The organism is Citrobacter meridianamericanus (assembly GCF_041320245.1).
Lineage (GTDB): Bacteria > Pseudomonadota > Gammaproteobacteria > Enterobacterales > Enterobacteriaceae > Citrobacter > Citrobacter meridianamericanus.
In genome coordinates this window covers 2,545,097-2,569,727 of sequence record NZ_CP101036.1, presented here as the reverse complement: position 1 = coordinate 2,569,727, position 24,631 = coordinate 2,545,097, and the positions used below count along the sequence as shown (strand labels likewise).

The 24,631-nt window shown below is 49.4% G+C and carries 23 protein-coding genes; 16 read left to right on the top strand and 7 right to left on the bottom strand.

Going from position 1 to position 24,631, the window contains the following annotated elements; all coding sequences use genetic code 11:
- Window positions 1-33: 33 nt before the first annotated feature.
- Window positions 34-246, bottom strand: coding sequence for a hypothetical protein (locus NMD08_RS12355; protein ID WP_151225491.1), 213 nt, complete (start codon window positions 244-246; stop codon window positions 34-36).
- 254 nt (window positions 247-500) lie between these two features.
- On the opposite strand from NMD08_RS12355, the gene NMD08_RS12350 reads away from it, so the two are divergent.
- Window positions 501-1,490, top strand: a complete 990-nt coding sequence (locus NMD08_RS12350; RefSeq protein ID WP_210905133.1) for a 2-hydroxyacid dehydrogenase — start codon at window positions 501-503, stop codon at window positions 1,488-1,490.
- A 112-nt stretch (window positions 1,491-1,602) separates the two neighbouring features.
- Entirely contained in the window at window positions 1,603-2,022 is a 420-nt protein-coding gene (gene hslJ / locus NMD08_RS12345; RefSeq protein WP_210905134.1) for a heat shock protein HslJ, read from the top strand.
- Between the two features lie 13 nt (window positions 2,023-2,035).
- Here hslJ and NMD08_RS12340 read toward each other — a convergent pair whose 3' ends face one another.
- Window positions 2,036-2,302 (bottom strand): DUF333 domain-containing protein, encoded by a 267-nt coding sequence (locus tag NMD08_RS12340; protein ID WP_151219313.1) that lies wholly within the window; start codon window positions 2,300-2,302, stop codon window positions 2,036-2,038.
- A 276-nt stretch (window positions 2,303-2,578) separates the two neighbouring features.
- On the opposite strand from NMD08_RS12340, the gene nifJ reads away from it, so the two are divergent.
- From nifJ to ttcA, 5 genes are all read left to right on the top strand, one after another.
- Window positions 2,579-6,103: a pyruvate:ferredoxin (flavodoxin) oxidoreductase gene (nifJ, locus tag NMD08_RS12335; RefSeq protein WP_370620178.1), complete on the top strand. Its 3,525-nt coding sequence runs from the start codon at window positions 2,579-2,581 to the stop codon at window positions 6,101-6,103.
- Between the two features lie 363 nt (window positions 6,104-6,466).
- Window positions 6,467-7,591, top strand: coding sequence for a porin OmpC (gene ompC / locus NMD08_RS12330; RefSeq protein WP_151219315.1), 1,125 nt, complete (start codon window positions 6,467-6,469; stop codon window positions 7,589-7,591).
- Between the two features lie 145 nt (window positions 7,592-7,736).
- Window positions 7,737-7,949, top strand: a complete 213-nt coding sequence (locus NMD08_RS12325; RefSeq protein WP_005126657.1) for a KTSC domain-containing protein — start codon at window positions 7,737-7,739, stop codon at window positions 7,947-7,949.
- Between the two features lie 81 nt (window positions 7,950-8,030).
- Entirely contained in the window at window positions 8,031-8,465 is a 435-nt protein-coding gene (gene uspF / locus NMD08_RS12320) for a universal stress protein UspF (protein ID WP_003020369.1), read from the top strand.
- Between the two features lie 198 nt (window positions 8,466-8,663).
- Complete coding sequence (ttcA, locus tag NMD08_RS12315) at window positions 8,664-9,599, top strand: tRNA 2-thiocytidine(32) synthetase TtcA (protein ID WP_016156617.1); 936 nt, start codon at window positions 8,664-8,666, stop codon at window positions 9,597-9,599.
- Between the two features lie 105 nt (window positions 9,600-9,704).
- Here ttcA and dbpA read toward each other — a convergent pair whose 3' ends face one another.
- The 4 genes from dbpA to NMD08_RS12295 form a co-directional block, all read right to left on the bottom strand.
- Window positions 9,705-11,078 (bottom strand): ATP-dependent RNA helicase DbpA, encoded by a 1,374-nt coding sequence (gene dbpA, locus NMD08_RS12310; protein ID WP_370620177.1) that lies wholly within the window; start codon window positions 11,076-11,078, stop codon window positions 9,705-9,707.
- Window positions 11,079-11,106: 28 nt separating this feature from the next.
- Window positions 11,107-11,274, bottom strand: coding sequence for a hypothetical protein (locus tag NMD08_RS12305; protein WP_187252367.1), 168 nt, complete (start codon window positions 11,272-11,274; stop codon window positions 11,107-11,109).
- A 275-nt stretch (window positions 11,275-11,549) separates the two neighbouring features.
- Window positions 11,550-12,533, bottom strand: a complete 984-nt coding sequence (gene zntB / locus NMD08_RS12300; RefSeq protein ID WP_151219316.1) for a zinc transporter ZntB — start codon at window positions 12,531-12,533, stop codon at window positions 11,550-11,552.
- 155 nt (window positions 12,534-12,688) lie between these two features.
- Entirely contained in the window at window positions 12,689-13,798 is a 1,110-nt protein-coding gene (locus NMD08_RS12295) for a methyl-accepting chemotaxis protein (RefSeq protein WP_187252366.1), read from the bottom strand.
- Between the two features lie 411 nt (window positions 13,799-14,209).
- Between NMD08_RS12295 and NMD08_RS12290 the strand changes: the two genes are divergently transcribed.
- Both NMD08_RS12290 and NMD08_RS12285 read left to right on the top strand, forming a co-directional pair.
- Window positions 14,210-16,324: a putative bifunctional diguanylate cyclase/phosphodiesterase gene (locus NMD08_RS12290; protein WP_370620176.1), complete on the top strand. Its 2,115-nt coding sequence runs from the start codon at window positions 14,210-14,212 to the stop codon at window positions 16,322-16,324.
- 66 nt (window positions 16,325-16,390) lie between these two features.
- Window positions 16,391-17,623: a GGDEF domain-containing protein gene (locus tag NMD08_RS12285; protein WP_370620175.1), complete on the top strand. Its 1,233-nt coding sequence runs from the start codon at window positions 16,391-16,393 to the stop codon at window positions 17,621-17,623.
- Window positions 17,624-17,635: 12 nt separating this feature from the next.
- On the opposite strand, the gene smrA is transcribed toward NMD08_RS12285, so the two are convergent.
- Window positions 17,636-18,199 carry a DNA endonuclease SmrA gene (gene smrA / locus NMD08_RS12280; protein WP_370620174.1) on the bottom strand — a complete coding sequence of 188 codons (564 nt, stop codon included), beginning with the start codon at window positions 18,197-18,199 and terminating at the stop codon, window positions 17,636-17,638.
- Window positions 18,200-18,412: 213 nt separating this feature from the next.
- On the opposite strand from smrA, the gene ogt reads away from it, so the two are divergent.
- The 7 genes from ogt (at window position 18,413) to NMD08_RS12245 (ending at window position 24,443) form a co-directional block, all read left to right on the top strand.
- Window positions 18,413-18,928: a methylated-DNA--[protein]-cysteine S-methyltransferase gene (gene ogt / locus NMD08_RS12275; RefSeq protein WP_151219319.1), complete on the top strand. Its 516-nt coding sequence runs from the start codon at window positions 18,413-18,415 to the stop codon at window positions 18,926-18,928.
- Window positions 18,929-19,122: 194 nt separating this feature from the next.
- Window positions 19,123-19,875, top strand: coding sequence for a fumarate/nitrate reduction transcriptional regulator Fnr (gene fnr / locus NMD08_RS12270; protein WP_003020397.1), 753 nt, complete (start codon window positions 19,123-19,125; stop codon window positions 19,873-19,875).
- A gap of 416 nt (window positions 19,876-20,291) precedes the next feature.
- Window positions 20,292-20,948 carry a thermostable hemolysin gene (locus NMD08_RS12265; protein ID WP_151219320.1) on the top strand — a complete coding sequence of 219 codons (657 nt, stop codon included), beginning with the start codon at window positions 20,292-20,294 and terminating at the stop codon, window positions 20,946-20,948.
- Window positions 20,929-22,371 (top strand): AMP-dependent synthetase/ligase, encoded by a 1,443-nt coding sequence (locus NMD08_RS12260; protein WP_370620173.1) that lies wholly within the window; start codon window positions 20,929-20,931, stop codon window positions 22,369-22,371. The genes NMD08_RS12265 and NMD08_RS12260 overlap by 20 nt, the downstream gene beginning before the upstream one ends.
- Window positions 22,368-23,033: a TenA family transcriptional regulator gene (locus NMD08_RS12255; protein WP_187252362.1), complete on the top strand. Its 666-nt coding sequence runs from the start codon at window positions 22,368-22,370 to the stop codon at window positions 23,031-23,033. Before NMD08_RS12260 ends, NMD08_RS12255 begins: the two co-directional genes overlap by 4 nt.
- Window positions 23,020-23,826 carry an SDR family oxidoreductase gene (locus NMD08_RS12250; RefSeq protein WP_151225499.1) on the top strand — a complete coding sequence of 269 codons (807 nt, stop codon included), beginning with the start codon at window positions 23,020-23,022 and terminating at the stop codon, window positions 23,824-23,826. Before NMD08_RS12255 ends, NMD08_RS12250 begins: the two co-directional genes overlap by 14 nt.
- Window positions 23,823-24,443, top strand: coding sequence for a hypothetical protein (locus tag NMD08_RS12245; protein ID WP_151219324.1), 621 nt, complete (start codon window positions 23,823-23,825; stop codon window positions 24,441-24,443). The genes NMD08_RS12250 and NMD08_RS12245 overlap by 4 nt, the downstream gene beginning before the upstream one ends.
- Window positions 24,444-24,631: the final 188 nt, after the last annotated feature.

Genomic DNA, 24,631 nt, shown 5'->3' with positions numbered 1-24,631 from the left:
CACACGTGCCGTCTGACAGATAAAGATTCGGACTTAATGAGACCTCATTTGTCCATCGCTATGTTTAGGTCCTATACGGCCCGCTTCGATCAGAATTTCCTCAATAAGTTCTTCCAGGCACTCCCTACCGTGATGATCGCAGACCAGATGTACCTGTCGGGAAATCTCGTCAGGTTTCATACCATCACATAATGCCGCCTTCAGCATTAAGGTGGCCCATCGTTTTGCTTCAGAGTGAGTTAACATGACTCCTCCCGATATTTGCTACCTGTATAAGCGTAGCTGCCTGGATGTGATTCGGCTGGCTTTTTAACCACGTTGTATTGACCGTCATGAGCTGGATGAAAATTCTCCAGTTGTTGAAAACGCGTAATCTGCCCACACTAACCAGATATGCGTTGGAATTATTCATTACGTCCATGACTATCAATAATTTTTTATATTTTGTAAAATAATTTTAATTGAATTAATGTGACGTCAAAATCACTGGAGAAAGTCTTATGAAACTCGCCATCTATAGTACAAAACAGTACGACAAGAAGTATCTGCAGCAGGTTAACGAGACTTTTGGTTTTGAACTTGAATTCTTTGACTTTCTGCTGACGGAAAAAACAGCTAAAACCGCCCATGGCTGTGAAGCCGTGTGCATTTTCGTCAACGATGATGGCAGCCGCCCTGTTTTGGAAGAGCTGAAAAAGCATGGCGTGAAATATATCGCGCTGCGTTGTGCCGGGTTCAACAACGTCGATCTCGACGCGGCAAAAGAGCTGGGTCTGCAGGTAGTACGTGTACCAGCCTATTCACCGGAAGCCGTCGCTGAGCATGCGATTGGCATGATGATGACGCTGAATCGCCGTATTCACCGTGCCTATCAACGCACCCGTGATGCCAACTTCTCTCTTGAGGGGCTGACCGGTTTTACCATGTATGGCAAAACGGCTGGGGTGATCGGTACCGGTAAAATCGGTATTGCGGCCCTGCGGATCCTGAAAGGTTTTGGTATGCGCCTGCTGGCGTTTGATCCCTATCCAAGCGCTGCTGCGCTGGAGTTAGGCGTTGAATATGTCGATCTGAAAACGCTGTTTGCGGCGTCCGATGTTATCTCCCTGCACTGTCCATTAACGCCGGAGAATTATCATTTGCTCAATCACGAAGCCTTTGAGCAAATGAAAAATGGCGTGATGGTTATCAACACCAGTCGCGGGGCGTTGATCGATTCGCAAGCCGCTATCGATGCGCTGAAAAACCAGAAAATTGGGTCTCTGGGTATGGACGTGTATGAAAACGAACGTGATCTGTTCTTTGAAGATAAATCCAATGACGTGATTCAGGATGATGTGTTCCGTCGCCTGTCGGCCTGTCATAACGTGCTGTTCACCGGGCATCAGGCGTTCCTGACAGCCGAAGCTCTAACCAGTATTTCTGAGACTACGCTACAGAATCTGGCACAAATCTCCAAAGGCGAAACCTGTCCAAACGCCCTCTCCTGATTTCCGTGCTCCCCTGGCTTCAGGGGAGCATTTTCAGACAATCACCGATGATAAAACACACAGTATCATTATTATATTGAATGTTTCCCCGTCACAAACCCAGAGAAATACAATGAAGAAAGTTGTCACGTTGATTGCGCTCAGCATGCTGATGGCTGGCTGTGTGAGCAATGGAAAAGTTTCCGTCAATCGCGAACAGTTGCAGCACCACCGCTTCGTTTTGCAGAGCGTGAATGGTAAAGCCGTCACCATCGCTAATAATCCACCCGAATTAAGTTTTGGCGAAAACATGACGGTATCGGGAAAGATGTGTAATCAATTCCACGGTCAGGGCAAGCTGTCCGACGGCGAGTTGAAGGTCAAAGATATGGCAATGACCCGCATGATGTGCGCCGATCCACAGCTTAACGCGCTCGACGGGATCGTCAGCGACATGTTTAAGCAAGGCGCACAGGTCGATCTGACAGCTGACCAATTAACGCTGGCGACAGCGGAACAAACGCTGACGTATAAACTTGCGGATTTAATGTAGGAAACGCGGTGGCTTAATAGTTGCCACAGCTTCCGGCGGCAAGCGACTGCTCACTACAGCGTTTGCCGTTGGGTAACGCACACATGCCGATGGCTGAACCATCCAGTTGGCGTGCAACGGAGAGCGAACCTCCAATCATGGCGCAATTTGCCTCTCCAGAACTGGACATTGCGGCCTTCATTCCCGGTGCGACATGAGCGGCGGTCGCCTGTTGAACAGGTTCATTGCTACAAGCCGATAATAATAACGCGGCACACCCTACCCAAAACGCTGCGCGCATTTTACTCCCCTCTGAATATTAACCAAACGACACAGCCATAAATAATAGGCAGCGGAAACACTGCCGTCGAGAGGCAAAATGCGCATTTATGCGCGTTGTTTACATTTTCTGGCAATTTTTTGGCTGCTCCTTTGATCAAACCATTCATTCTGATTATTCCCAGGACACAAAAGCGAAAATCTGTCTTTAGCGCTTTTGCTAAAATAGAAAGATATAACTACAGGATTCGCCGCGGTTATGCGGGTCCCTCTTTTTGCGCAATGTAAGGGTGTCAGTATGATCACAATTGACGGTAATGGTGCGGTTGCTTCGGTCGCATTTCGTACCAGCGAAGTTATCGCCATCTACCCGATTACGCCCAGTTCGACGATGGCTGAACAAGCGGATGCCTGGGCCGGGAACGGGCTTAAAAACGTCTGGGGGGATACTCCTCGCGTCGTAGAAATGCAGTCGGAAGGCGGTGCGATCGCGACCGTTCACGGCGCATTGCAGACCGGCGCGCTCTCTACATCGTTTACTTCATCGCAGGGCCTGTTGCTGATGATCCCGACGCTGTACAAACTGGCCGGTCAGTTGACCCCGTTTGTACTGCACGTGGCGGCACGTACGATTGCCACTCACGCGTTGTCGATCTTTGGCGATCATTCCGATGTAATGGCGGTGCGCCAGACGGGTTGTGCGATGCTGTGTGCCAGTAGCGTGCAGGAAGCACAGGACTTTGCGCTCATTTCGCAAATGGCCACCCTGAAAAGTCGGGTTCCGTTCATTCATTTCTTTGATGGTTTCCGTACTTCGCATGAAATCAATAAAATTGTGCCGCTGGCCGATGACACGATCCTCGGACTGATGCCGCAGGCGGAAATCGATGCTCACCGCGCCCGCGCGCTTAATCCGGAGCATCCGGTTATTCGCGGTACATCTGCAAACCCGGATACCTACTTCCAGTCGCGCGAAGCGACAAACCCCTGGTACAACGCGGTTTACGAAAACGTCGAACAGGCGATGAACGACTTCGCCGCGGCGACGGGCCGCCAGTATCACCCCTTTGAATATTACGGTCATCCGCAGGCAGAACTCGTCATTATTTTGATGGGCTCGGCAATTGGCACCTGCGAAGAAGTCGTCGAAGAGTTGCAGGCTCGCGGCGAGAAAGTCGGCGTACTGAAAGTGCGTCTGTTCCGCCCATTTTCTGCCAGACATCTACTGCGCGCCCTGCCGGAAACCGTACGGAGCATCGCCGTTCTGGATCGCACCAAAGAGCCGGGTGCCCAGGCAGAACCACTGTATCTGGATGTGATGACCGCGCTGGCGGAAGCCTTTAATTGCGGCGAGCGGGAAACCCTACCACGCGTGATTGGCGGACGTTATGGACTTTCTTCCAAAGAGTTTGGACCGGACTGCGTCATGGCGGTCTTTAATGAGCTGACTAGCGCGAAGCCGAAACCTCGCTTTACGGTCGGTATCTATGATGATGTCACCAACCTGTCACTACCACTACCGGAAAACACCCTACCCGGTACCGCGAAGCTTGAAGCACTGTTTTATGGGCTGGGCAGTGACGGTAGCGTGTCGGCCACCAAAAACAATATCAAGATTATCGGTAACTCGACACCGTGGTATGCGCAGGGTTATTTCGTCTATGACTCGAAAAAAGCAGGCGGTCTGACAGTTTCTCACCTGCGCGTCAGCGAGCAACCTATTCGCTCTGCTTATCTTGTGTCACAGGCCGATTTTGTTGGCTGTCATCAGTTGCAATTTATCGATAAGTATCAGATGGTCGAGCGCCTGAAACCGGGCGGTATTTTCCTGCTAAATACGCCGTACAACGTGGATGAAGTCTGGGCGCGTCTGCCACAGGAAGTTCAGGCGGTTCTGAATCAAAAGAAAGCGCGTTTCTACGTTATTAATGCGGCGAAAATCGCCCGCGAGTGCGGTCTGGCTGCGCGTATTAACACCGTGATGCAGATGGCATTCTTCCATCTGACGCAAATCTTACCAGGTGACAGCGCGCTGATTGAATTGCAGGGGGCGATTGCCAAAAGCTATAGCAGTAAAGGTCAGGACCTGGTTGAACGTAACTGGCAGGCGCTGGCCCTGGCGCGTGAGTCGGTCGCCGAAGTGGCGCTGCAGCCGGTTGATCCACATAGCGCTAACCGCCCACCGGTGGTTTCTGATGCCGCGCCTGATTTCGTGAAAACCGTCACCGCTGCAATGCTCGCCGGCCTGGGCGATGCCCTCCCCGTTTCAGCGCTGCCGCCAGACGGCACCTGGCCGATGGGCACCACGCGTTGGGAAAAACGCAATATCGCCGAAGAGATCCCCATCTGGAAAGAAGATCTGTGTACTCAGTGTAACCACTGCGTTGCCGCCTGTCCGCACTCGGCTATCCGCGCCAAGGTCGTCTCACCAGAAGCGATGGAAAACGCCCCTGCCAGCCTGCACTCTCTGGATGTGAAATCACGCGATATGCGCGGTCAGAAATATGTTCTGCAGGTTGCGCCAGAGGATTGCACCGGCTGTAATTTGTGCGTCGAAGTGTGCCCGGCGAAAGACAGGCAAAACCCGGAGATCAAGGCCATCAATATGATGTCGCGGCTTGAGCATGTTGAAGAAGAAAAAGTTAACTATGACTTCTTCCTTGATCTGCCTGAGATTGATCGCACTAAACTGGAACGCATTGATATTCGTACCTCGCAGTTGATAACGCCGCTGTTTGAATATTCTGGTGCCTGCTCCGGTTGTGGTGAAACGCCGTATATCAAACTGCTTACGCAGCTTTACGGCGACCGCATGCTGATCGCCAATGCGACCGGCTGTTCATCGATTTATGGTGGCAACCTGCCCTCAACACCGTATACCACCGACGCCAACGGCCGTGGACCCGCGTGGGCAAACTCACTGTTTGAGGATAACGCCGAATTCGGTCTGGGCTTCCGTCTGACGGTGGATCAACACCGTGTGCGCGTTATGCGCTTACTGGAACAGTTTGCCGATAACATTCCGGCTGAACTGAATGACGCCCTGCACGCCGAAGCAACGCCAGAAGTACGTCGTGAACAAGTTGCCGCGCTGCGCCAGCATCTGAAAGATGTCGAAGGCGCGCAGCAACTGTTAACCGATGCCGACGCACTGGTCGAGAAATCCATCTGGCTGATTGGCGGCGATGGCTGGGCTTACGATATTGGTTTTGGCGGCCTGGATCACGTCCTGAGCCTGACCGAGAACGTCAATATTTTGGTACTGGACACCCAGTGCTACTCCAACACGGGTGGACAAGCGTCGAAAGCCACACCGCTCGGAGCCGTCACCAAATTTGGTGAACACGGCAAGCGCAAGGCACGTAAAGATCTTGGCGTCAGTATGATGATGTACGGGCACGTGTATGTTGCACAGATTTCTCTGGGGGCGCAGTTGAATCAGACGGTGAAAGCGATTCAGGAAGCGGAAGCCTATCCAGGTCCGTCGCTGATTATCGCCTATAGCCCATGTGAGGAACATGGCTACGACCTCGCGTTAAGCCACGATCAGATGCGCCAGCTCACGGCAACCGGATTCTGGCCACTGTATCGCTTTGATCCGCGCCGTGCAGACGAAGGTAAACTGCCGCTGGCGCTGGACTCTCGCCCGCCGTCAGACGCGCTGGCTGAGACATTGATGAACGAGCAGCGCTTCCGCCGTCTGAATGCACAGCAACCGGAAGTGGCCGAGCAATTGTGGAAGGATGCGACCGCTGATTTGCAAAAACGCTATGACTTCCTGGCCCAACTGGCAGGGAAAGCGGAAAAAAGCAGCACCGATTAATACGTGTCGTTAAGTATTAGTCGAGGATAAAAAAAGCCCGAACAGTTTGTTCGGGCTTGTCAATTTATTCGCTGGCTAATCAGTCCTGAGACAAATCCCCCAACGAAAAACAAGAAGTGACAATAAAGGCATATAACCCGCGCAGAATAACTCAACACAATTCACTTGTATAATTTTTATTTTATATATATCCATTTTATATATTCATCGTAATTATCACCATTTCTGTAGAATTATTTATTTAAGGTTATACTTAAGGCGTAACAATTCATATTTATCCCTTTACGGAACTTATCCTTTAGCATGCTTTTACTCCCCGTATGGGTAGTCACAGGTAAATAAAAAAACTAAAGGATTATTTCAATGAACAGAAAAGTACTGGCTCTCGTCATTCCTGCCCTGCTGGCTGCAGGCGCAACTCACGCTGCTGAAGTTTATAATAAAGACGGCAACAAATTAGATCTCTACGGTAAAGTAGATGGTCTGCGTTATTTCTCTGATGACGCCAACAAAGATGGCGATCAGACCTATGTTCGTGGCGGTTTCAAAGGCGAAACTCAGATCAACGATATGCTCACCGGCTACGGTCAATGGGAATATCAGGTCAATGCCAACACCACTGAAAGCAACCGCAACAACAACTTCACACGTCTGGCCTTTGCAGGTCTGAAATTCGGCGACTACGGTTCATTCGATTACGGTCGTAATTATGGCGTACTGTACGACGTAGAAGGCTGGACCGATATGCTGCCAGAGTTTGGCGGCGACTCCTACACCTATGCTGATAACTTTATGACTGGCCGTGCTAACGGCGTAGCAACTTATCGTAACACTGACTTCTTCGGTCTGGTGAACGGCCTGAACTTTGCATTGCAGTATCAGGGTGCGAACGAACAAGCGGGTGATGAACAGGAAGGCACCGGTAACGGCAGCGATCGTAACGTTCAGAACTCTAACGGTGATGGCTTCGGTATCTCCTCTACTTACGATCTGGGTATGGGTGTAAGCTTCGGTGCGGCATACTCTACTTCTGACCGTACTAACGATCAGGTTAACGCAGGTAAAGCTGGTGGCAACGTTGCCGGCGGGGATACAGCTGACGCGTGGACGACCGGCCTGAAATACGATGCCAACAACATCTACCTGGCAACCATGTACTCCGAAACCCGTAACATGACACCGTACGGCGACAGCGGCGTAGCCAATAAAACCCAGAACTTCGAAGTCACTGCACAATACCAGTTCGACTTCGGTCTGCGTCCGGCTGTATCTTTCCTGATGTCTAAAGGGAAAGACCTGAACGCTACCGACGGTGACAAAGACCTGGTTAAATATGCTGATATCGGCGCTACCTACTACTTCAACAAAAACATGTCCACCTATGTTGATTATAAAATCAACCTGCTGGACGAAGATGACAGCTTCTACACTCGTAACAACATCTCTACTGATGATGTTGTCGCATTAGGTCTGGTTTACCAGTTCTAATCCGTCAGCCCGCTGGCAACAGCGGGCTATTCTTTCTTTGGTAACCAATCTGTTTTATTCAGATCGAAATATTATATCTATTGTATTAAAACACCTCTTTGATAGATGATATCTTCATTAAGACCTGTAGTAGAGGATACCTGCAATGAATCATCATCCTGTAAAATCATCCCGTATTGCATCCGTCGGCTATGACGAATCCTCTCACACGCTGGAAATTCGCTTTCACCAATTGGCTACCCTGCAATATCAGCATGTCCCTGCGCGTATTTTTCGTGATTTCCTGAGCGTGGTCTCTAAAGGTCGATTTTACGACGGCGTAATAAGAGGCAAGTTTCCTGAAATCAAAATAAAGTGATGCCAAAATGTGATCTTTGTCATTGTACATAAAGTGCCATTACGCGGTAAGCTTTAGGTGGATGCTTAAACAGGAGGTTTTATGAACAGAACGATTCTTGTACCCATCGATATTTCAGACTCAGAATTAACTCAACGCGTTATTGCCCATGTTGAAGCGGAGGCCAAAATTGACGATGCGCAGGTCCATTTTCTGACCGTTATTCCGTCACTGCCCTATTACGCTTCCCTGGGTTTGGCCTACTCAGCAGAGTTACCGGCCATGGACGATCTGAAAGCCGAGGCAAAATCTCAACTGGAAGAGATTATCAAGAAATTCAATATCCCAACGGACAGAGTGCACATTCATGTCGCAGAAGGTGCACCGAAAGATAAGATTCTGGAGATTGCTAAAAAATTACCGGCTGATATGGTCATTATTGCCTCACACCGACCTGACATCACCACCTACCTGCTGGGCTCTAACGCCGCAGCGGTGGTACGTCACGCGGAGTGTTCGGTACTGGTAGTCCGCTAAGCTGTCTGGCCCGCACATCGCTGCGGGCTTTTTATTTCTACCACTTATACCTCACGATTCCTGCCCTAAATGTGCTGACATTTTTCCCGCTTATCCGTACCATACACGCCACTGTTTTCATATCAGACTTTTTTTGCCGGACTATCCGGCGTGATGCATACTCTTCTGATGCCACACTATGAATTGAGCCTCTATTAAATGTCGCAAAATCAAGATATTAGCAAGAAAGAACAATACAACCTGAACAAGTTGCAAAAACGTCTGCGTCGTAACGTGGGCGAAGCCATTGCCGACTTCAATATGATCGAAGACGGCGATCGCATTATGGTGTGCCTTTCCGGAGGGAAAGACAGCTATACCATGCTGGAGATCCTGCGCAATTTGCAGCAAAGTGCCCCAATCAGTTTTTCCTTAGTTGCGGTTAATCTCGATCAGAAACAACCTGGTTTCCCGGAGCACATCCTGCCAGAGTATCTGGAACAGCTGGGCGTTGAGTATAAGATTGTCGAAGAAAATACTTACGGGATTGTCAAAGATAAAATCCCTGAAGGCAAAACGACCTGCTCACTCTGCTCTCGCCTGCGTCGCGGTATTCTGTATCGCACGGCAACTGAGTTAGGCGCCACCAAGATCGCGCTCGGGCACCATCGTGACGACATCCTGCAAACGCTGTTTTTAAACATGTTCTACGGCGGGAAAATGAAAGGCATGCCGCCGAAGCTGATGAGCGATGACGGTAAGCATATCGTTATTCGTCCACTGGCTTACTGCCGCGAGAAAGATATCGAGCGCTTCTCCGAAGCGAAGGGTTTCCCGATTATTCCGTGCAACCTGTGCGGCTCACAGCCGAACCTTCAGCGTCAGGTCATTGCCGACATGCTGCGCGACTGGGACAAACGCTATCCAGGGCGCATTGAAACCATGTTCAGCGCGATGCAGAACGTTGTACCTTCACATCTAAGCGATATCAATCTGTTCGATTTTAAAGGCATCAGGCACGGTTCAGAGGTTGTGGACGGTGGTGATTTAGCGTTCGATCGTGAAGAGATCCCGCTGCAGCCTGCGGGCTGGCAACCAGAAGAAGATGATGCTCAACTGGATGAGTTGCGTCTGAACGTGGTGGAAGTGAAGTAAGTCGAGAATGCCAGATGGCGGCATAAACGTCTCATCCGGCCTACAATGTGCATACGCGCCTGTAGGCCTGATGAGCAAAGCGCCACCAGACATTTCAGTGGGCGTTTATTTCAATAAACGAACCCGGCAGGTTTTGCCTTTAATTTTACCATTTTGCAATTGCTTCCATGCCTTATGCGCTACAGTCTGACGAACAGCGACATAAACATGCGCCGGATGAACGGCAATCTTACCGATATCGGCACCATCCAGTCCAATATCACCCGTCAGTGCACCCAGAACATCGCCGGGACGCATTTTAGCTTTTTTACCGCCATCAATGCATAACGTCGCCATCTCTGCTTCAAGAGGCAGAACCGAGACGTTAGCGGGCGCAGGCAGCCAGTTCAGCTTCAGTTGCAGCATTTCTGAAAGAATATTGGCTCGCTGGGCTTCTTCTGGCGCACAGAAGCTAATCGCCAGACCGCTGTTGCCGGCACGCGCGGTACGTCCGATACGATGGACATGAACTTCCGGATCCCACGCCAGTTCGAAGTTAACCACCAGCTCGAGTGATTTAATATCCAGGCCACGCGCAGCGACATCGGTGGCAACCAGAACGCGTGCGCTGCCGTTGGCAAAACGCACCAGCGTCTGGTCGCGATCGCGCTGTTCCAGATCGCCATGCAGTGAAAGAGCACTTTGCCCCGCCGCATTCAGTGCGTCACACACGGCCTGACAGTCTTTTTTGGTGTTGCAAAAAACGACACATGAAGCAGGCTGATGCTGGCTGAGCAATTTTTGCAGCAGCGGAATTTTGCCGTGGCTGGAGGTTTCGAAAAACTGCTGCTCAATCGCCGGTAGCGAATCAACGGTATCAATTTCAATGGTTAATGGATTTTGTTGCACCCGGCCACTGATGGCGGCAATGGCCTCCGGCCAGGTCGCAGAAAACAGCAAGGTCTGGCGAGAAGCAGGCGCAAAGCGGATAACATCATCAATCGCATCGCTAAAACCCATATCCAACATACGGTCGGCTTCATCCATGACCAGTGTATTCAAAGCATCCAGAGAAACGGTGCCTTTTTGCAGGTGGTCGAGTAAACGCCCCGGCGTGGCGACAATAATATGAGGCGCATGCTGCAGAGAATCACGCTGTGCACCAAAAGGCTGCCCACCGCACAACGTTAAGATCTTGGTGTTTGGCAGAAAGCGGGCTAAGCGACGCAGCTCACCCGCCACCTGGTCGGCAAGCTCACGCGTCGGACACAGCACCAGCGATTGTGTCTGAAACAGTATGGCATCAATATGCTGTAATAATCCGAGACCAAAAGCCGCCGTTTTGCCACTGCCGGTTTTAGCCTGCACGCGAACATCTTTACCTGCCAGGATTGCCGGTAATGCAGCAGCCTGAACAGGCGTCATTTCAAGATAACCCAGCTCGTTAAGATTCTCGAGTTGGGTAGCAGGTAGAACATTCAGGGTTGAAAAAGCAGTCACAATTTAATCTCGCGATAAAAACTTACATTCAGCAGGCGCGTATCCTCGCAGATCTGCGCCCACGATGCGACAATTTAATCGGCTCTTCGTCCGGTGGCGGATCCGGCATTGGCTGCGGACGAGGAATGGGATCGGGAATGGGAACCGGATCGGTCGGTAGTGAATCAGTGTGTGGCGATACAATCAGACAACTCATATACCCCTCCAGTTATTGAGACTGACTCTTTTAGGGTAGACGTTGATTTCCTGCAGGCAAAAAAAAGCCGACTAATCTAAGTCGGCGTCGTACGAATCAATTGTGCTATGCAGTAATTCAAAAAAGGAAGTAAGACAATATGGAGCGCAACGCCCATCGCTTGACGTTGCATTCACCTGCGAGAGAGATATTGCCCCGAATAGGTAGATGGTTTATTGACTTCGCTCAAAAACCAGCACGTTTTCATGCGCAAAAGTCACTAAAAAACGTTGTTGTTACAACCATTTACTACGATGCAACCATAAAGTAACACCACCAATCAGGACCACTAACAGAATACAAAAAAGTGAGAAGCCAAATTGCCAGCCACCACCAGGGATACCGCCGAGGTTAACGCCAAACAACCCGGTTAAAAAAGTGCTGGGAAGAAAAACCATTGCCATCAATGACATTGTATAAGTTCGGCGAGCCAGAGACTCCTGCATCACCTGCGCAATTTCATCTGCCATAATACCGGTCCTGGCAATACAGGCATCGATTTCATCCAGCCCTCTCCCCAGCCTGTCAGCAATATCCTGCATCCGTCGCCGATGGTCGTCAGTCATCCAGGACAACCGTTCGCTCGCCAGACGGGCATAGACATCACGCTGTGGTGCCATATAACGGCGCATCACAATTAACTGCTTACGCAGTAATGCCAAGAAGCCACGCGGCGGGATCTGCTGATCGAGCAGGTTATCTTCCAGATCGATAATTTTGTCGTGCAACTGTTCGATAAATTCGCTGGCATGATCGGTCAGTGCATCACAGACATCCACCAGCCAACCGCCACAATCAGCTGGCCCTGTACCTTCCTGGAGGTCGCTGACTACGTCATCCAGTGCCAGCACTTTGCGCTGACGCGTTGAGACAATCAGACGTTCATCCATATATAAACGCATCGCTACCAGTTGGTCAGGCCGCTCGTCTGTACTGCCATTGATACACCGCAGCGTGATTAACGTACCTTCTCCTACTCTGCTGACGCGCGGACGCGTGCTTTCACCCGCCAGCGCATCACGCACGTTATTGGGAAGTAAAGGCGTTGTCGCCAGCCATTGCGCACTTTCAGGATGAGTATAATTAAGATGCAGCCAGCAGGCATGCTGAGTGTCGATAACATCGTTATCTTCCAGTGGTTTCACCCCACCACGGCCATCCAACAGCCATGCAAATACGGCATCCGGCACATTAACATCCGTTCCCTTAATGGCTTCCACAGCGCCTCCACAAACATTCAGCTTTTTTCGTTAGTCTAGCCGTCAGAATATGTTAAGCAATATCTCATTGTCCCATTGTGCTGAAATGACTCATAAAAGTATCTGATAATAAGTAAAGCGCCGACAAATGCGGCGCTTGTTGCGAGGCGATTCTGTTAAGCCCGTTGGCGTCTCTCAGAATCAAAAGCGTGACTTAAGCGAAACTTGTGCGTTCGAGACTGGAGGTCTGTCACTTGATTTTTCAGAATATCCGAAGAGTCTGACAGTTCATCCACCATAATGGCGTTACTCTGAGTCACGTTTTCCAGTTCCGCGAGAGCATGAGTAATACTGATGATCCCTTTCTCTTGCTCCTGCGTAGTGGTTAATATCTCGCTCATCAGTTGGTTTAATTGCCCGGCACCACCAACAATATCCTGCATATTTTTTTCAGCTTCACGCACAATAGCCGCACCTTGCTGAACGTTTTCATGAGTTTGGGCAATCAGATGTTTAATATTCTTCGCGGCATCTGCGCTACGATGCGCGAGCATTCGCACCTCTGCGGCTACCACGGAAAAACCTTTGCCATGCTCTCCCGCTCTCGCCGCTTCTACAGCGGCATTCAATGCCAGAATATTTGTCTGGAATGCAATACCATCTATCATGGTAATAATTTCTGTCATCTGCTGCGCACATTCGGTGATCGACTGCATATTGGTTGCGACCTGCACCATTAAATCCCCCCCCTGCTGGGCAGATAGCGTTGCAATATTGGCCTTAGCACTCGCCATTTGCGTATTCTCTGCATTGTTACGCGTGCTGACCGCTATTTCATCCATGTTAGCAGCCGTTTGCATTAATGCACCGGATTGCTGCTCTGTCTTTACTGATAACTCAGCGCTGCGTTCCGCGAGCTGTTCAGAAAGCGCCATAGCCGTTTGCGAGGATGTTCTGATCTCATTAACCAGTGTTGAAATATTACTTGATAAACTATTAATGCCGGGTATTAATCTCCCCGCACAGTTATTGCCAAACTCTGGAATACTGATCGCCAGATTCCCGGACGTCACTTCCTCAATGCTTCTTTTAACCGTATTAATTGGCATGACCAAATATTTCGTCATGTACCACCATAGACATAATATAGAAATTAAGCTTACTGAGTTAGTCCCAATGATAATCTCTGGGGGGGCCGAAAGAAATATTTCAACGACATTTAGAAAAAACGCCGTAATGAGCAGAAATAAAATAATAAAGGTTCTGACACTAATATCATTTAACATTTTAGTCCTGTGTGCCAAGAAATAACATGGATATTATTTTTTATAGCATCTGCAATCAAGATTTCCATAGCGCTGAGACGAAAGACGAACTTTCAATGAGAGTTTGTAATCCTTTCACTTAAGGCAGGCAATTATACTGGTAGTTTTTATTAATTAAGTATTTTACCCTACAAAAAATGAGGCTGAAGCTTGTCGTTAGATTATTGTGATGGCAAGCACGCCGTGCGCACAAAATGCACAGAATCATAAACCCGATGAATATTTGTATAAGTAAAGGACTGTCATTTTCAATGTTCGCCCCTTCCCTCTAATAGTCATTGTAAAAATACAAGGACATTCCCGGTTTTATCAGGTTAACTGGACAAAACCTGCTAAATTTATCATCACGTCTTTTTTTCGATAGGTAGTAAGATGTTGCACGTGTCGTGGGACCCTGTATTGATTGGGATTTCCTTTGTGGTCGCGTTTATTGCCTCCTTTATTGCTCTCGACAGTGCGGGCAAAGTGGCAATTTCCAGCAGACGTGAATCTACCTTCTGGCGACTCTCTGGCGGCGCTACGCTGGGTATGGGGATCTGGTCGATGCATTTTATTGGTATGCTGGCCATGAAAATGAGTATGCCAATAAATTATCATTTATCCCTCACAGCGTTTTCGTTCTTTATTGCGCTCATTTCTGCGACAGTCGCCATCAATATCGCTATTTCTGGTAATACACTATCAACAAAACGCCTGATCATTGCTACCAGTATATTAAGCGCTGGTGTTGTCACAATGCACTATGTTGGCATGTATGCCATTATCGAACATGTGGCTATAACCTGGGATCGCTCACTAATCCTGCTCTCCGTGATTATTGCCGTCGCTGCATCTGGCGTCGGTTTGTGGCTGGCCTTTCATTTACGCCAAAATAACCGTCGAGCGCTAATAAATCGGCTTATTGCTGCTTTTATTATGGCGGTGGCAATAGCCTCTATGCATTACACCGGTATGGGAGCTGCTACGTTCACCCACTTTGGACACACTGCGCACGATGGTCTCAGCACGCTAGAGCTTTCTATCTGGGTCTGCGCCGTCACGCTTGTTATATTGGGGATCATGCTGGTGGTTTCGATGGTGGATTCGCAACTCCGTACCTCCCGACTGGCTGACAACCTGCATCAGTTGAACTGCCAGCTTGAGCATCAGGTTCACTTCGACGCGCTGACCGGTCTCGCTAATCGTACGCAAATAGACACCTGTTTAGTGGCCTGCCTTCGGCATTCTAAACTGCATCAACAGCATTTCGCGTTGGTATTTATCGACCTCGATCGTTTTAAAGTCGTTAACGATACCTGGGGACATCACATTGGCGATCAGCTACTGATTGCCAGTACACAGCGAATCTTCAGCTGCCTTGATGACTCAATGACGCTGGCAAGACTGGGGGGAGATGAATTTATCTTGCTGGTCCCTGACTGCAACCTGCAGGTTATCTCCACCCTGCTGACGCGGATTGCCGATGTGATCGGTGAGCCCTTTAGCTTGTTCGGGCATACCATTCGGGTTTCGCTAAGTGCTGGGAGCAGCATTTATCCTGAACATGGCTCAACGCTGCATGAGCTAAAAGTGAAGGCCGATATGGCGATGTATCATGTCAAACAGACGGGCAGAAACGGCTGGGCTATTTATCATCCTGAAATGGAAGCTATCGCGGATACGCCGCCGACATTTTTACAGGAACTGTCACAAGCGCTTGAACGCAACCAGTTTGAGCTATGGTATCAGCCCAAATATACCGCTGGAGATCATTCCCTGACCGGTTTTGAAGCATTATTACGCTGGCATCATCCGGAGCGCGGCATGCTGCTGCCAGCCGAATTTCTTCCTGCGTTGGAAGATACGGGCCTGATTATTCCCGTCGGGAAATGGGTTATCCAGCAGGCATGCTTGCAGTTGTATCAATGGAAATTACAAGGGAATACAGAATGGACGCTCGCCGTTAACCTCTCACCCGCCCAATTTGAACAGCATGATATTATTGATGTTGTTTGTAATGCCCTGGCACAATATCAGCTACCACCAGCCTGTCTCACGCTGGAACTCACTGAAAGCACCGCCCTTAAAAATTTAAAACACAGCGTTGAAGTCCTGAATGCTTTCTCTACTTTGGGGATCACCGTTTCTATTGATGATTTCGGTACGGGTTATTCAAATATATTGATGCTGAAGTCTCTTCCAGCGCGCGAATTAAAAATTGACAGGATATTTGTCAAAGATATTAGTGAGAACAGCAAAAACACAAAAATTGTGTCTACCATTATTGACATAGCTCACTCCATGAATATGCGTGTGGTGGCAGAAGGAATAGAAACCCAGGAACAGGAAATACTCCTTACACAGATGGGTTGTTGCATGCTGCAAGGTTTCTTGTTTGCAAAACCGCTACCAGCACATAAGATTCATGAACTGATACAACCAGAAACCAGCATCAAACAAATGCCAGTCGTACAACCCTTGTCTCACCGACAATCAATAACATTGTGAGACGCAATATCTAAAATATTCGCCTTTTAACGGGCAACACAGCAGATAAAGATAACGGGATTATCGATGAGCACAACCGAGCTGCATTCACTGGATTTATTAACCTTTCCGGTATGGATTGTTTTGCCACATACCGAAGAGCTGGTATTCGCTAATAACGTTGCACGGGAGCTAATGCATGATCTCTGTTTTTCCCCGCTCCGCATGGGAACATTTTCAGCGCATGTTCAAAATGATTTAACCATGTATCTCAGCGACTTGCGAAATCTTCACCATATTGTGGAAATTCTCACGGTTTATCGCGAGGGTGAGGAGGCCGCGATGGCAAGTCGCCTCTCCATTAAAGCCCTGCCGGGTATGGGTGAAGTCATCCTTTTCGAAGGTATTGAAACACCTACTGCGCAGGGTCTGAAGGCGAGTCGTTCAGCAACCTACCAGCGGAAAAAACAGGGATTTTATGCACGTTTTTTCCAGACCAACTCCGCGCCAATGTTACTTATTGATCCGTCCCGCGATGGGTTGATCGTTGATGCGAATCTCAGTGCGCTCAATTTTTATGGATACACTCATGATGTGATGTGTCAGAAACATACATGGGAAATCAATATGCTGGGCCGCCGTATACTTCCGGTGATGCATGAGATCGCCCATCTACCCGGTGGTCATAAGCCTTTGCATTTTGTCCATAAACTGGCTGATGGGACTTCCCGTCATGTACAAACTTACGCCGGACCGATCGAAATATACGGTAATAAACTCATGTTGTGCATTATTCATGACATTACCGAGCAAAAGCGGCTGGAACAGGAGCTTGAGCGTGCGGCCATGCGAGATATTTTAACGGGATTATTTAACCGCCGACATTTTTATCAGGTAACCGAGCCGGAGCAAACGCATGCGATATCATTGACGCAGGACTACAGCCTGCTGTTGATCGATACTGATCGCTTTAAAAGCATTAACGATCTGTTTGGCCATTTGAAAGGCGATGAAGTACTTTGCGCGCTGGCACGCACACTGGAATCCTGTGCACGAAAAGACGATCTTATTTTTCGCTGGGGTGGTGAAGAATTTGTGCTGCTTCTGCCGCGAACGTCTCTGGATGTTGCTCTCAACCTTGCAGAAGTGATCCGCGCGACGGTCGCAAAGGTGACTCTCCCTGGCCTTCCCCGCTTTACCGTCAGCATTGGCGTTGCCCGACATGAAACGAACGAAAGTATTGATGAATTATTCAAACGCGTTGACGACGCGCTATACAAGGCCAAGCACGAAGGCAGAAACAGAGTCTTGGCCGCCTGATGTATACGTTGATTAGCGACTGCGCTTCGCGTGACGCTCCCAGTTTTCCTGTTTTGCCTGCGCTGTTTTACGTAATGCCACATAGCATGCCCCGCTGCCGCCGTGATGCGGCAATGCGGTGCAGTAGGCCTGCACATCGTCAAATTCTGTCAGCCAGCGCGCCACATAACTGCGAATAATATTGGCATGAGCGTTATCGTCACGCCCCTTGCCATGTATCACTAACACGTTACGTAACCCATCCTGCCGTGCCTGCAAAATAAAACTGAAGAGCATCTGACGGCATGTTTCAACGGGTTGGCGGATGAGATTAAGGCTCGCCTGCTGCGGATATTTTCCGGTTCGCAGTTTATCTGTCACACCGTGCTGCAAACCTTCGCGCCGAAAAGCCAGCGGCTCGCTCAACGGAACAATATCGAGAAACCCCGTAGAGAGAAAGTTATCCAGTTGAAGCGTGTCGATACGCGCCGTGGTGCGAATATTACGCGTTGGCTGCCAATGTACATCGGCGGAGCCCTTCAGCGGTTGAACATCCCCCATCGCATCAAGAAACAGCGAATTATCATCCAGGTTCATGTTTCATCCTCCAGCGAATTACGACGAACGTTATCATAACCGCGCACTATTATACCGACAACGGTTTACGATTATTTCCAGTAATTCACCCGCTTGACTCCACTGAAAAGATCTACTCATAACATGCAGATATCCGTTTTTAGGGGTATAGCTGCAACGGTCAATGGCGTGATAATGTGTCACCTCGCCTGAACGCTGTAATGAGAGATACGGATGCTTAACTTACTGGAAGACATCATCGACACACCGCTTGGCCCGCTATGGGTTATTTGTGATGAGCAATTTCGCCTGCGCGCGGTGGAATGGGACCAACACAGCGATCGCATGGAACAATTGCTGGATATTCATTACCGCACAGAAGGCTATCAGCGTATGGCAGTCAAAAATCCTGGCGGACTAAGCGATAAGCTGTCGGAGTATTTTGCCGGGAACCTCAGCATTATTGATTCGTTGGAAACAGCAACCGCTGGCACGCTTTTCCAACGCGAAGTCTGGCAAGCATTGCGCACTATCCCCTGTGGACAGGTCATGCACTACGGTCAACTTGCCGAACAACTGGGACGTCCAGGCGCAGCCAGAGCTGTCGGAGCGGCTAATGGTTCAAACCCGGTGAGCATTGTGGTCCCCTGTCATCGCGTCATTGGACGTAACGGCACCATGACCGGATATGCCGGCGGCGTGCAACGAAAAGAGTGGTTATTACGTCACGAAGGCTATTTGTTACTCTAGATCCCAGGCAATTAATGCCTTATTCATCACACTTCCGTACAATGCGATCCTAAATTAAGTGTTTTTAATCAATAGGATACAATCATTTACCTCAGTTATGCCTGAATTATTCTCTCTTGGGAGTAGCTCAGACTTACGCGCTCACCAAAAAGATGTTAAAATTGACAAATATCAATTACGGCTTGAGCAGACCTATGATCCCGGAAAAGCGAATTATACGGCGCATTCAGTCTGGCGGTTGTGCTATCCATTGCCAGGATTGCAGCATCAGCCAGCTTTGCATCCCGTTCACACTTAACGAGCATGAGCTTGACCAGCTCGATAACATCATCGAGCGCAAAAAGCCTATCCAAAAGGGGCAGACGCTCTTTAAAGCAGGTGATGAGCTAAAATCACTCTATGCTATCCGCTCCGGAACGATTAAAAGCTATACCATTACCGAGCAAGGTGATGAGCAAATTACCGGTTTTCATCTGGCAGGCGACCTGGTTGGCTTTGATGCGATTGGCAGCGGCCATCACCCGAGCTTTGCCCAGGCGCTGGAAACCTCAATGGTATGCGAAATTCCTTTCGAAACCCTTGATGACCTGTCCGGTAAAATGCCGAACCTGCGTCAGCAAATGATGCGTCTGATGAGCGGCGAGATCAAAGGTGACCAGGATATGATCCTGCTGTTGTCAAAGAAGAACGCAGAAGAACGCTTAGCGGCCTTCATCTATAACTTGTCCCGTCGTTTCGCCCAACGCGGATTCTCCCCGCGCGAATTCCGTCTGACGATGACCCGTGGCGATATTGGTAACTACCTCGGTCTGACGGTTGAAACCATCAGCCGACTACTAGGACGTTTCCAGAAAAGTGGCATGCTCGCAGTGAAAGGTAAATACATCACTATTGAGAATAGCGATGCACTGGCCGTTCTTGCTGGCCACACGCGTAACGTTGCGTAATCTTTTCGCAAGCATCGCAATTATCCTTCTGTCAAATCGCTAAATTTCCTGATTTACCGATCTGGCAGAAGGTTCTCCCCTCTTTCAATGATTTACCGATTATTTGATACACATAAATTTCGATGGGCTCAGACAATAGTGCTATTGTTTCGCCCAAAACCCGCCCCTACGTCTCAAAATGCACCCAAAAGTACCGTTAATTATTTCCTGTCAGCTTGACGTAATATCTTGCAGTTAAAGCACCGAAATCATGACTACCCATTTACAGAATGTACTTCCGCATAAATACATTCTGTTTATTCGGGTTCTACACATTATTGTCGCGGTATTGGATTCAATTACCAGGTTCATGCTCAACTTAATGTTAACATAATGTTGACTCGCCATACTGATAAGACGCTAAAAGAGGTCTTCCTATGCGAATCTTATCTCCTTATACGTTGCGCTGGCTTCCTGGTGAACGTGAGCAGAATGATATTTCAGTGTTTATTCGTGAAAGTTATTCTCAGTTTTATCATGCATCTCTTCCGCGTTGCATGCCATGGTTACTTGGAATGTTCGATGCCAACGGAGAATTAAAAGCAGCATGTGGCGTCCAGCCAGCCTCAATGGGTACGCTATACCTCGAACATTATCTTGATGTCCCGGTTGAAGCCGTGCTGTCTGCACGATTGTTACATCCCGTTTCACGTGACTCAATGGTTGAAATTGGTAATTTTGCCGCGAGCGACGGGGCTAGCGCCCGAATAATGTATGCGGCGCTATGCCTGCTTCTCAATCAATACTGCTATTCGTGGATTGTCTTTACCGGAACTAAAAAAATACGCAATACCTTTTTCCGTCTGAATCTTCAGCCAGTCACATTGATGCCTGCTGACCCGACAAGGCTTGGCGAAGCTGCGCGTGAATGGGGGAGCTATTACGAACATGACCCACAAATTATGGCGGGAGAGTTACATGGTGGGCAAACCACACTGAGTCAGACCAGCCTGTTGCTGGGAATGTTTGCTGATCCGCCTGCTGCTCCCTGGATAACCCCTTCCGGAGGATCTTATGTTTCTGAACATGCTTGAGAAACAGGTTACGCTTCAGCCAAATGCCCTCGCCCTGCAGGGAGACTCTCGCTCGTGGAGCTGGCAGCAATACCATGAAGCCGTTAAGGCAGTGGCCGAACAATTATCTTCCCTCAAGGTAAAACGGCTGGCACTTGAAATGGATAACAGCCCTGAATGGGCGATCATCGATCTCGCATGCCTGGTAAGTGGAGTGGTAATCATCCCTGTCCCCTCCTTTTTCAGCGGGCAACAGAAAGCCTGGGTACGATCATCAGCCTCTGTGGATGCACAAATCGGTGGGGAAATCCTGGCGGATTGGCAGGAACACGATTTTGTACTCGGAAGACTGCAAATCCGTGCAGTAAAGGACCCCGTGACTCTGCCGGCAGGAACGGCAAAGATAACGTATACCTCCGGTACAACCGGAGAGCCAAAAGGCGTCTGTCTGAGTCTGGATGGTATGGTATGGATGGCTCAAACGTTAGCAGGCGCACTGCAACCCCTGAATCTGGAAAAACACCTGGTGACACTGCCCCTCAGTATCCTGCTGGAGAATCTGTGCGGCGTTTACATCCCTCTGCTACTTGGTGTTGAGACGGTGATTATCCCGCCCTCCCGGATTGGGTTTGAAGGTTCCAGCCGCTTTAATCCAGTCCAGTTTCTTCAGGCGCTGACCACCTGGAACCCACAAAGCCTGGTGCTGGTACCGGAGTTGCTACGGGTGTTACTGCATCTGCACAAGCAGGTACCGGGCAGTACGCAATCTTTACGTTTTGTCGCCGCAGGTGGCGGCAAGGTTCCGGCTTCATTGCTGACAATGGCGATATCGAGTGGCTTACCAGTATATGAAGGGTATGGCCTCTCCGAATGTGGCTCTGTCGTTGCCCTCAATCTTCCCGACGCCATAAAAGAGAACAGCGTCGGTCGGCCATTGCCTGGTATCCAGATCCATGTTGATGACCAGCAACAATTGTGTGTCACCAGCCCGGCCAACGCGTTGGGGTATCTGGGAGCCGCGCCCGCCTCCCCCACAGTTGCTACCGGCGATCTTGGCAGTGTTGATGACCACGGGTTTGTTAGTATTCAGGGACGCCTGAAGAACGTGCAGATAAACGCCTTTGGTCGTAATTTTTCACCTGAATGGCCTGAGGCAGAGGCCATGACCTGCCCGGCTGTACGCCGAATCGTGATTTTTGGCGAAGGCTTAAGGCATAACGTTGCACTCGTCGATGCCGTCGACGGGCAAGAGACGCAGGCCCGCGAGCAACTACTGGCCGTTTCTGCTCAACTGCCTGATTATGCGCAGTTCCATCGTTTGTTATTCACTTCAGCTATTTCAGAGCCTGGCATGCTCACTGCAAATGGCCGCCCACGCCGGGAACTCATCCGGCAATCCCTCTGGCAACATATTCTCACCTGTAGTGAAGAGGAGTCATCATGAGCTTTTATAACAAATTACAACAACAGACTGAGGCCGAACGCCGAAGTTTACTCTCCTCGCCTGTCATCGCGCGCTGCCAGGCTGGTGATATCTCGCGCGACCTGTATATCGCTTTTCTGACACAGGCTTACTATCACGTCAGCCATACCGTCCCCCTGTTGATGAGTGCTGGCAGCCGCTTGCCAGCCTCACATGAAGCTGTTCGGGGCGCGATTGCTGAATATATTGACGAAGAGTACGGGCATCAGGAATGGATCCTGAACGATATTCAGGCTTGCGGCGGTGATGCGCAAAGCGTTCGCAATGGCACTCCAGGGATACCGATAGAAATGATGGTTGCCTGGCTCTACTACCGCATTGAACGGATCAATCCTATGAGTATTTTTGGCATGGTACAGGTACTGGAGGGAACCAGCGTATCTATTGCTACCGCGATTGCAGCCCAGGTGGAACGAACACTGGGGCTGCCAGAACAGGCGACAACCTACCTGCGTTCACACGGTGAACTTGATCAGGGGCATCTTAAGTTTTTCGCCTCACTTATGGATACCGTGACTGACGAAGCCGATCAGGCAGCCATTATCTATGCTGCTCGTCGTGTCTATCACCTGTACACAGAGATGCTTAATCAACTGGGGCAGACCACGCATGAACCTGCATGATAAAACCGTTCTGCTGACTGGCGCCAGCGGTGGTATCGGACAAGCGCTGGCGCAAAGGCTGGCGCACAAAGGAGCCAGACTGTACCTGGTAGGACGAAATGCGCAGGCAATGATGCTTCTGAAAGAAACGCTTCCCAATCCGGAACGGCATCATATTGCGCTGATGAACAGTTATACTGACGAGGAAATCGTCGCGCTGGCCAGCAGATTCAAAGATGAGAACAAACTGGATATCCTGATCAACAATGCCGGAACCAGTCGTTTTGCACTGTTTGAACAACAGTCTTTTGAGGATATTCGGGAACAGATTAGAACCAATATCGAAATCCCCACCCTGTTAACCCGCGCCATGCTGGATAAGTTTAATCCGCAGGGCATCGTCCTGAACATTGGTTCGATATTTGGTGAAATTGGTCACCCTGCCTGGAGCGTGTATAGCGCCACCAAGGCAGCCACGCATCGTTTCTCGGAAGCGCTGGGGCGCGAATTAAAGGGGAATGGTATCTGCGTACTGTATGCCGCGCCGCGCACCACCGAAACTACGCTCAACAGTGACGAGGTTTACGCGCTTAACCGCAAACTGGGTAATGGCAGTGATTCCCCGCAATTTGTCGCCATACGTCTGGTGCATCTCCTTGAGACAGAGCAGAAACTCTACCGCTTCGGCGTGATGGAGCGTCTGTTCGTAAAAATCAATGCCTGGTTTCCCGGTATAGTAGACAACGCGTTGGGTAAAAAATTACCCGTGATCCAATCCTATACCCAGGGCTTATTCAAAGGTGAAGACAAATGAAAATTTTGAAAACGTTGCTGCTGACGGCAGCTTTTCCCGTCTCTGCCATGGCGACTACCACACTGGAAAATCTCCAGCACGACTGGTCAGTTTGCCAATATCAAACCCTTGAAGCGAAAAAAGAGAGCTGCTTTACCGCACTGAGTCAGCGGGCCCATAGTGCGAGTCAGGCGAAAAATAATGCTGATGCATCATTGCTTATCTGGTCGGCGATTATCGACAGTAGCTGGGCGGGGGCTAAAGGAGGGCTGGGTGCATTGAGTCTGGTCAAACAGGCACGTAGCGATTTGGAAAAAGCGATCAGCATCGACCCCAATGCTTTACAGGGATCTGCCTGGACCAGCCTTGGGGCGCTGTATTATCAGGTTCCCGGCTGGCCGATTGGGTTTGGTGATAAAAACAAAGCCGACGAAATGCTGAAAAAAGCACTGGCGATCAATCCTGATGGCATCGATCCAAACTATTTTTATGGCGACTTTTTGCTAAAAGAGAAAAAGACTGACGAAGGAAAACGCTATCTGGAAAAAGCGCTTAAAGCACCGCCTCGCCAGGGGCGTGAGATTGCCGACCAGGGACGCCATCGTGATATAGCAAAAGACCTGGAAAGTATTCAGTAAATATACAAACCCTTGCCTTCTATATCCTCCGGCGGACTACGCTACAACAGAAGGATCAGATCATTATGCTAAATAACCGTATGCCGACAGCGCTACACCAGGATGCCTAAAACGGACACAAATTCGGAGGAAAGTCGTTTAGTTTTAGCAAGATGTGAATAAAATATATAAATTTTCCCAATTTATTG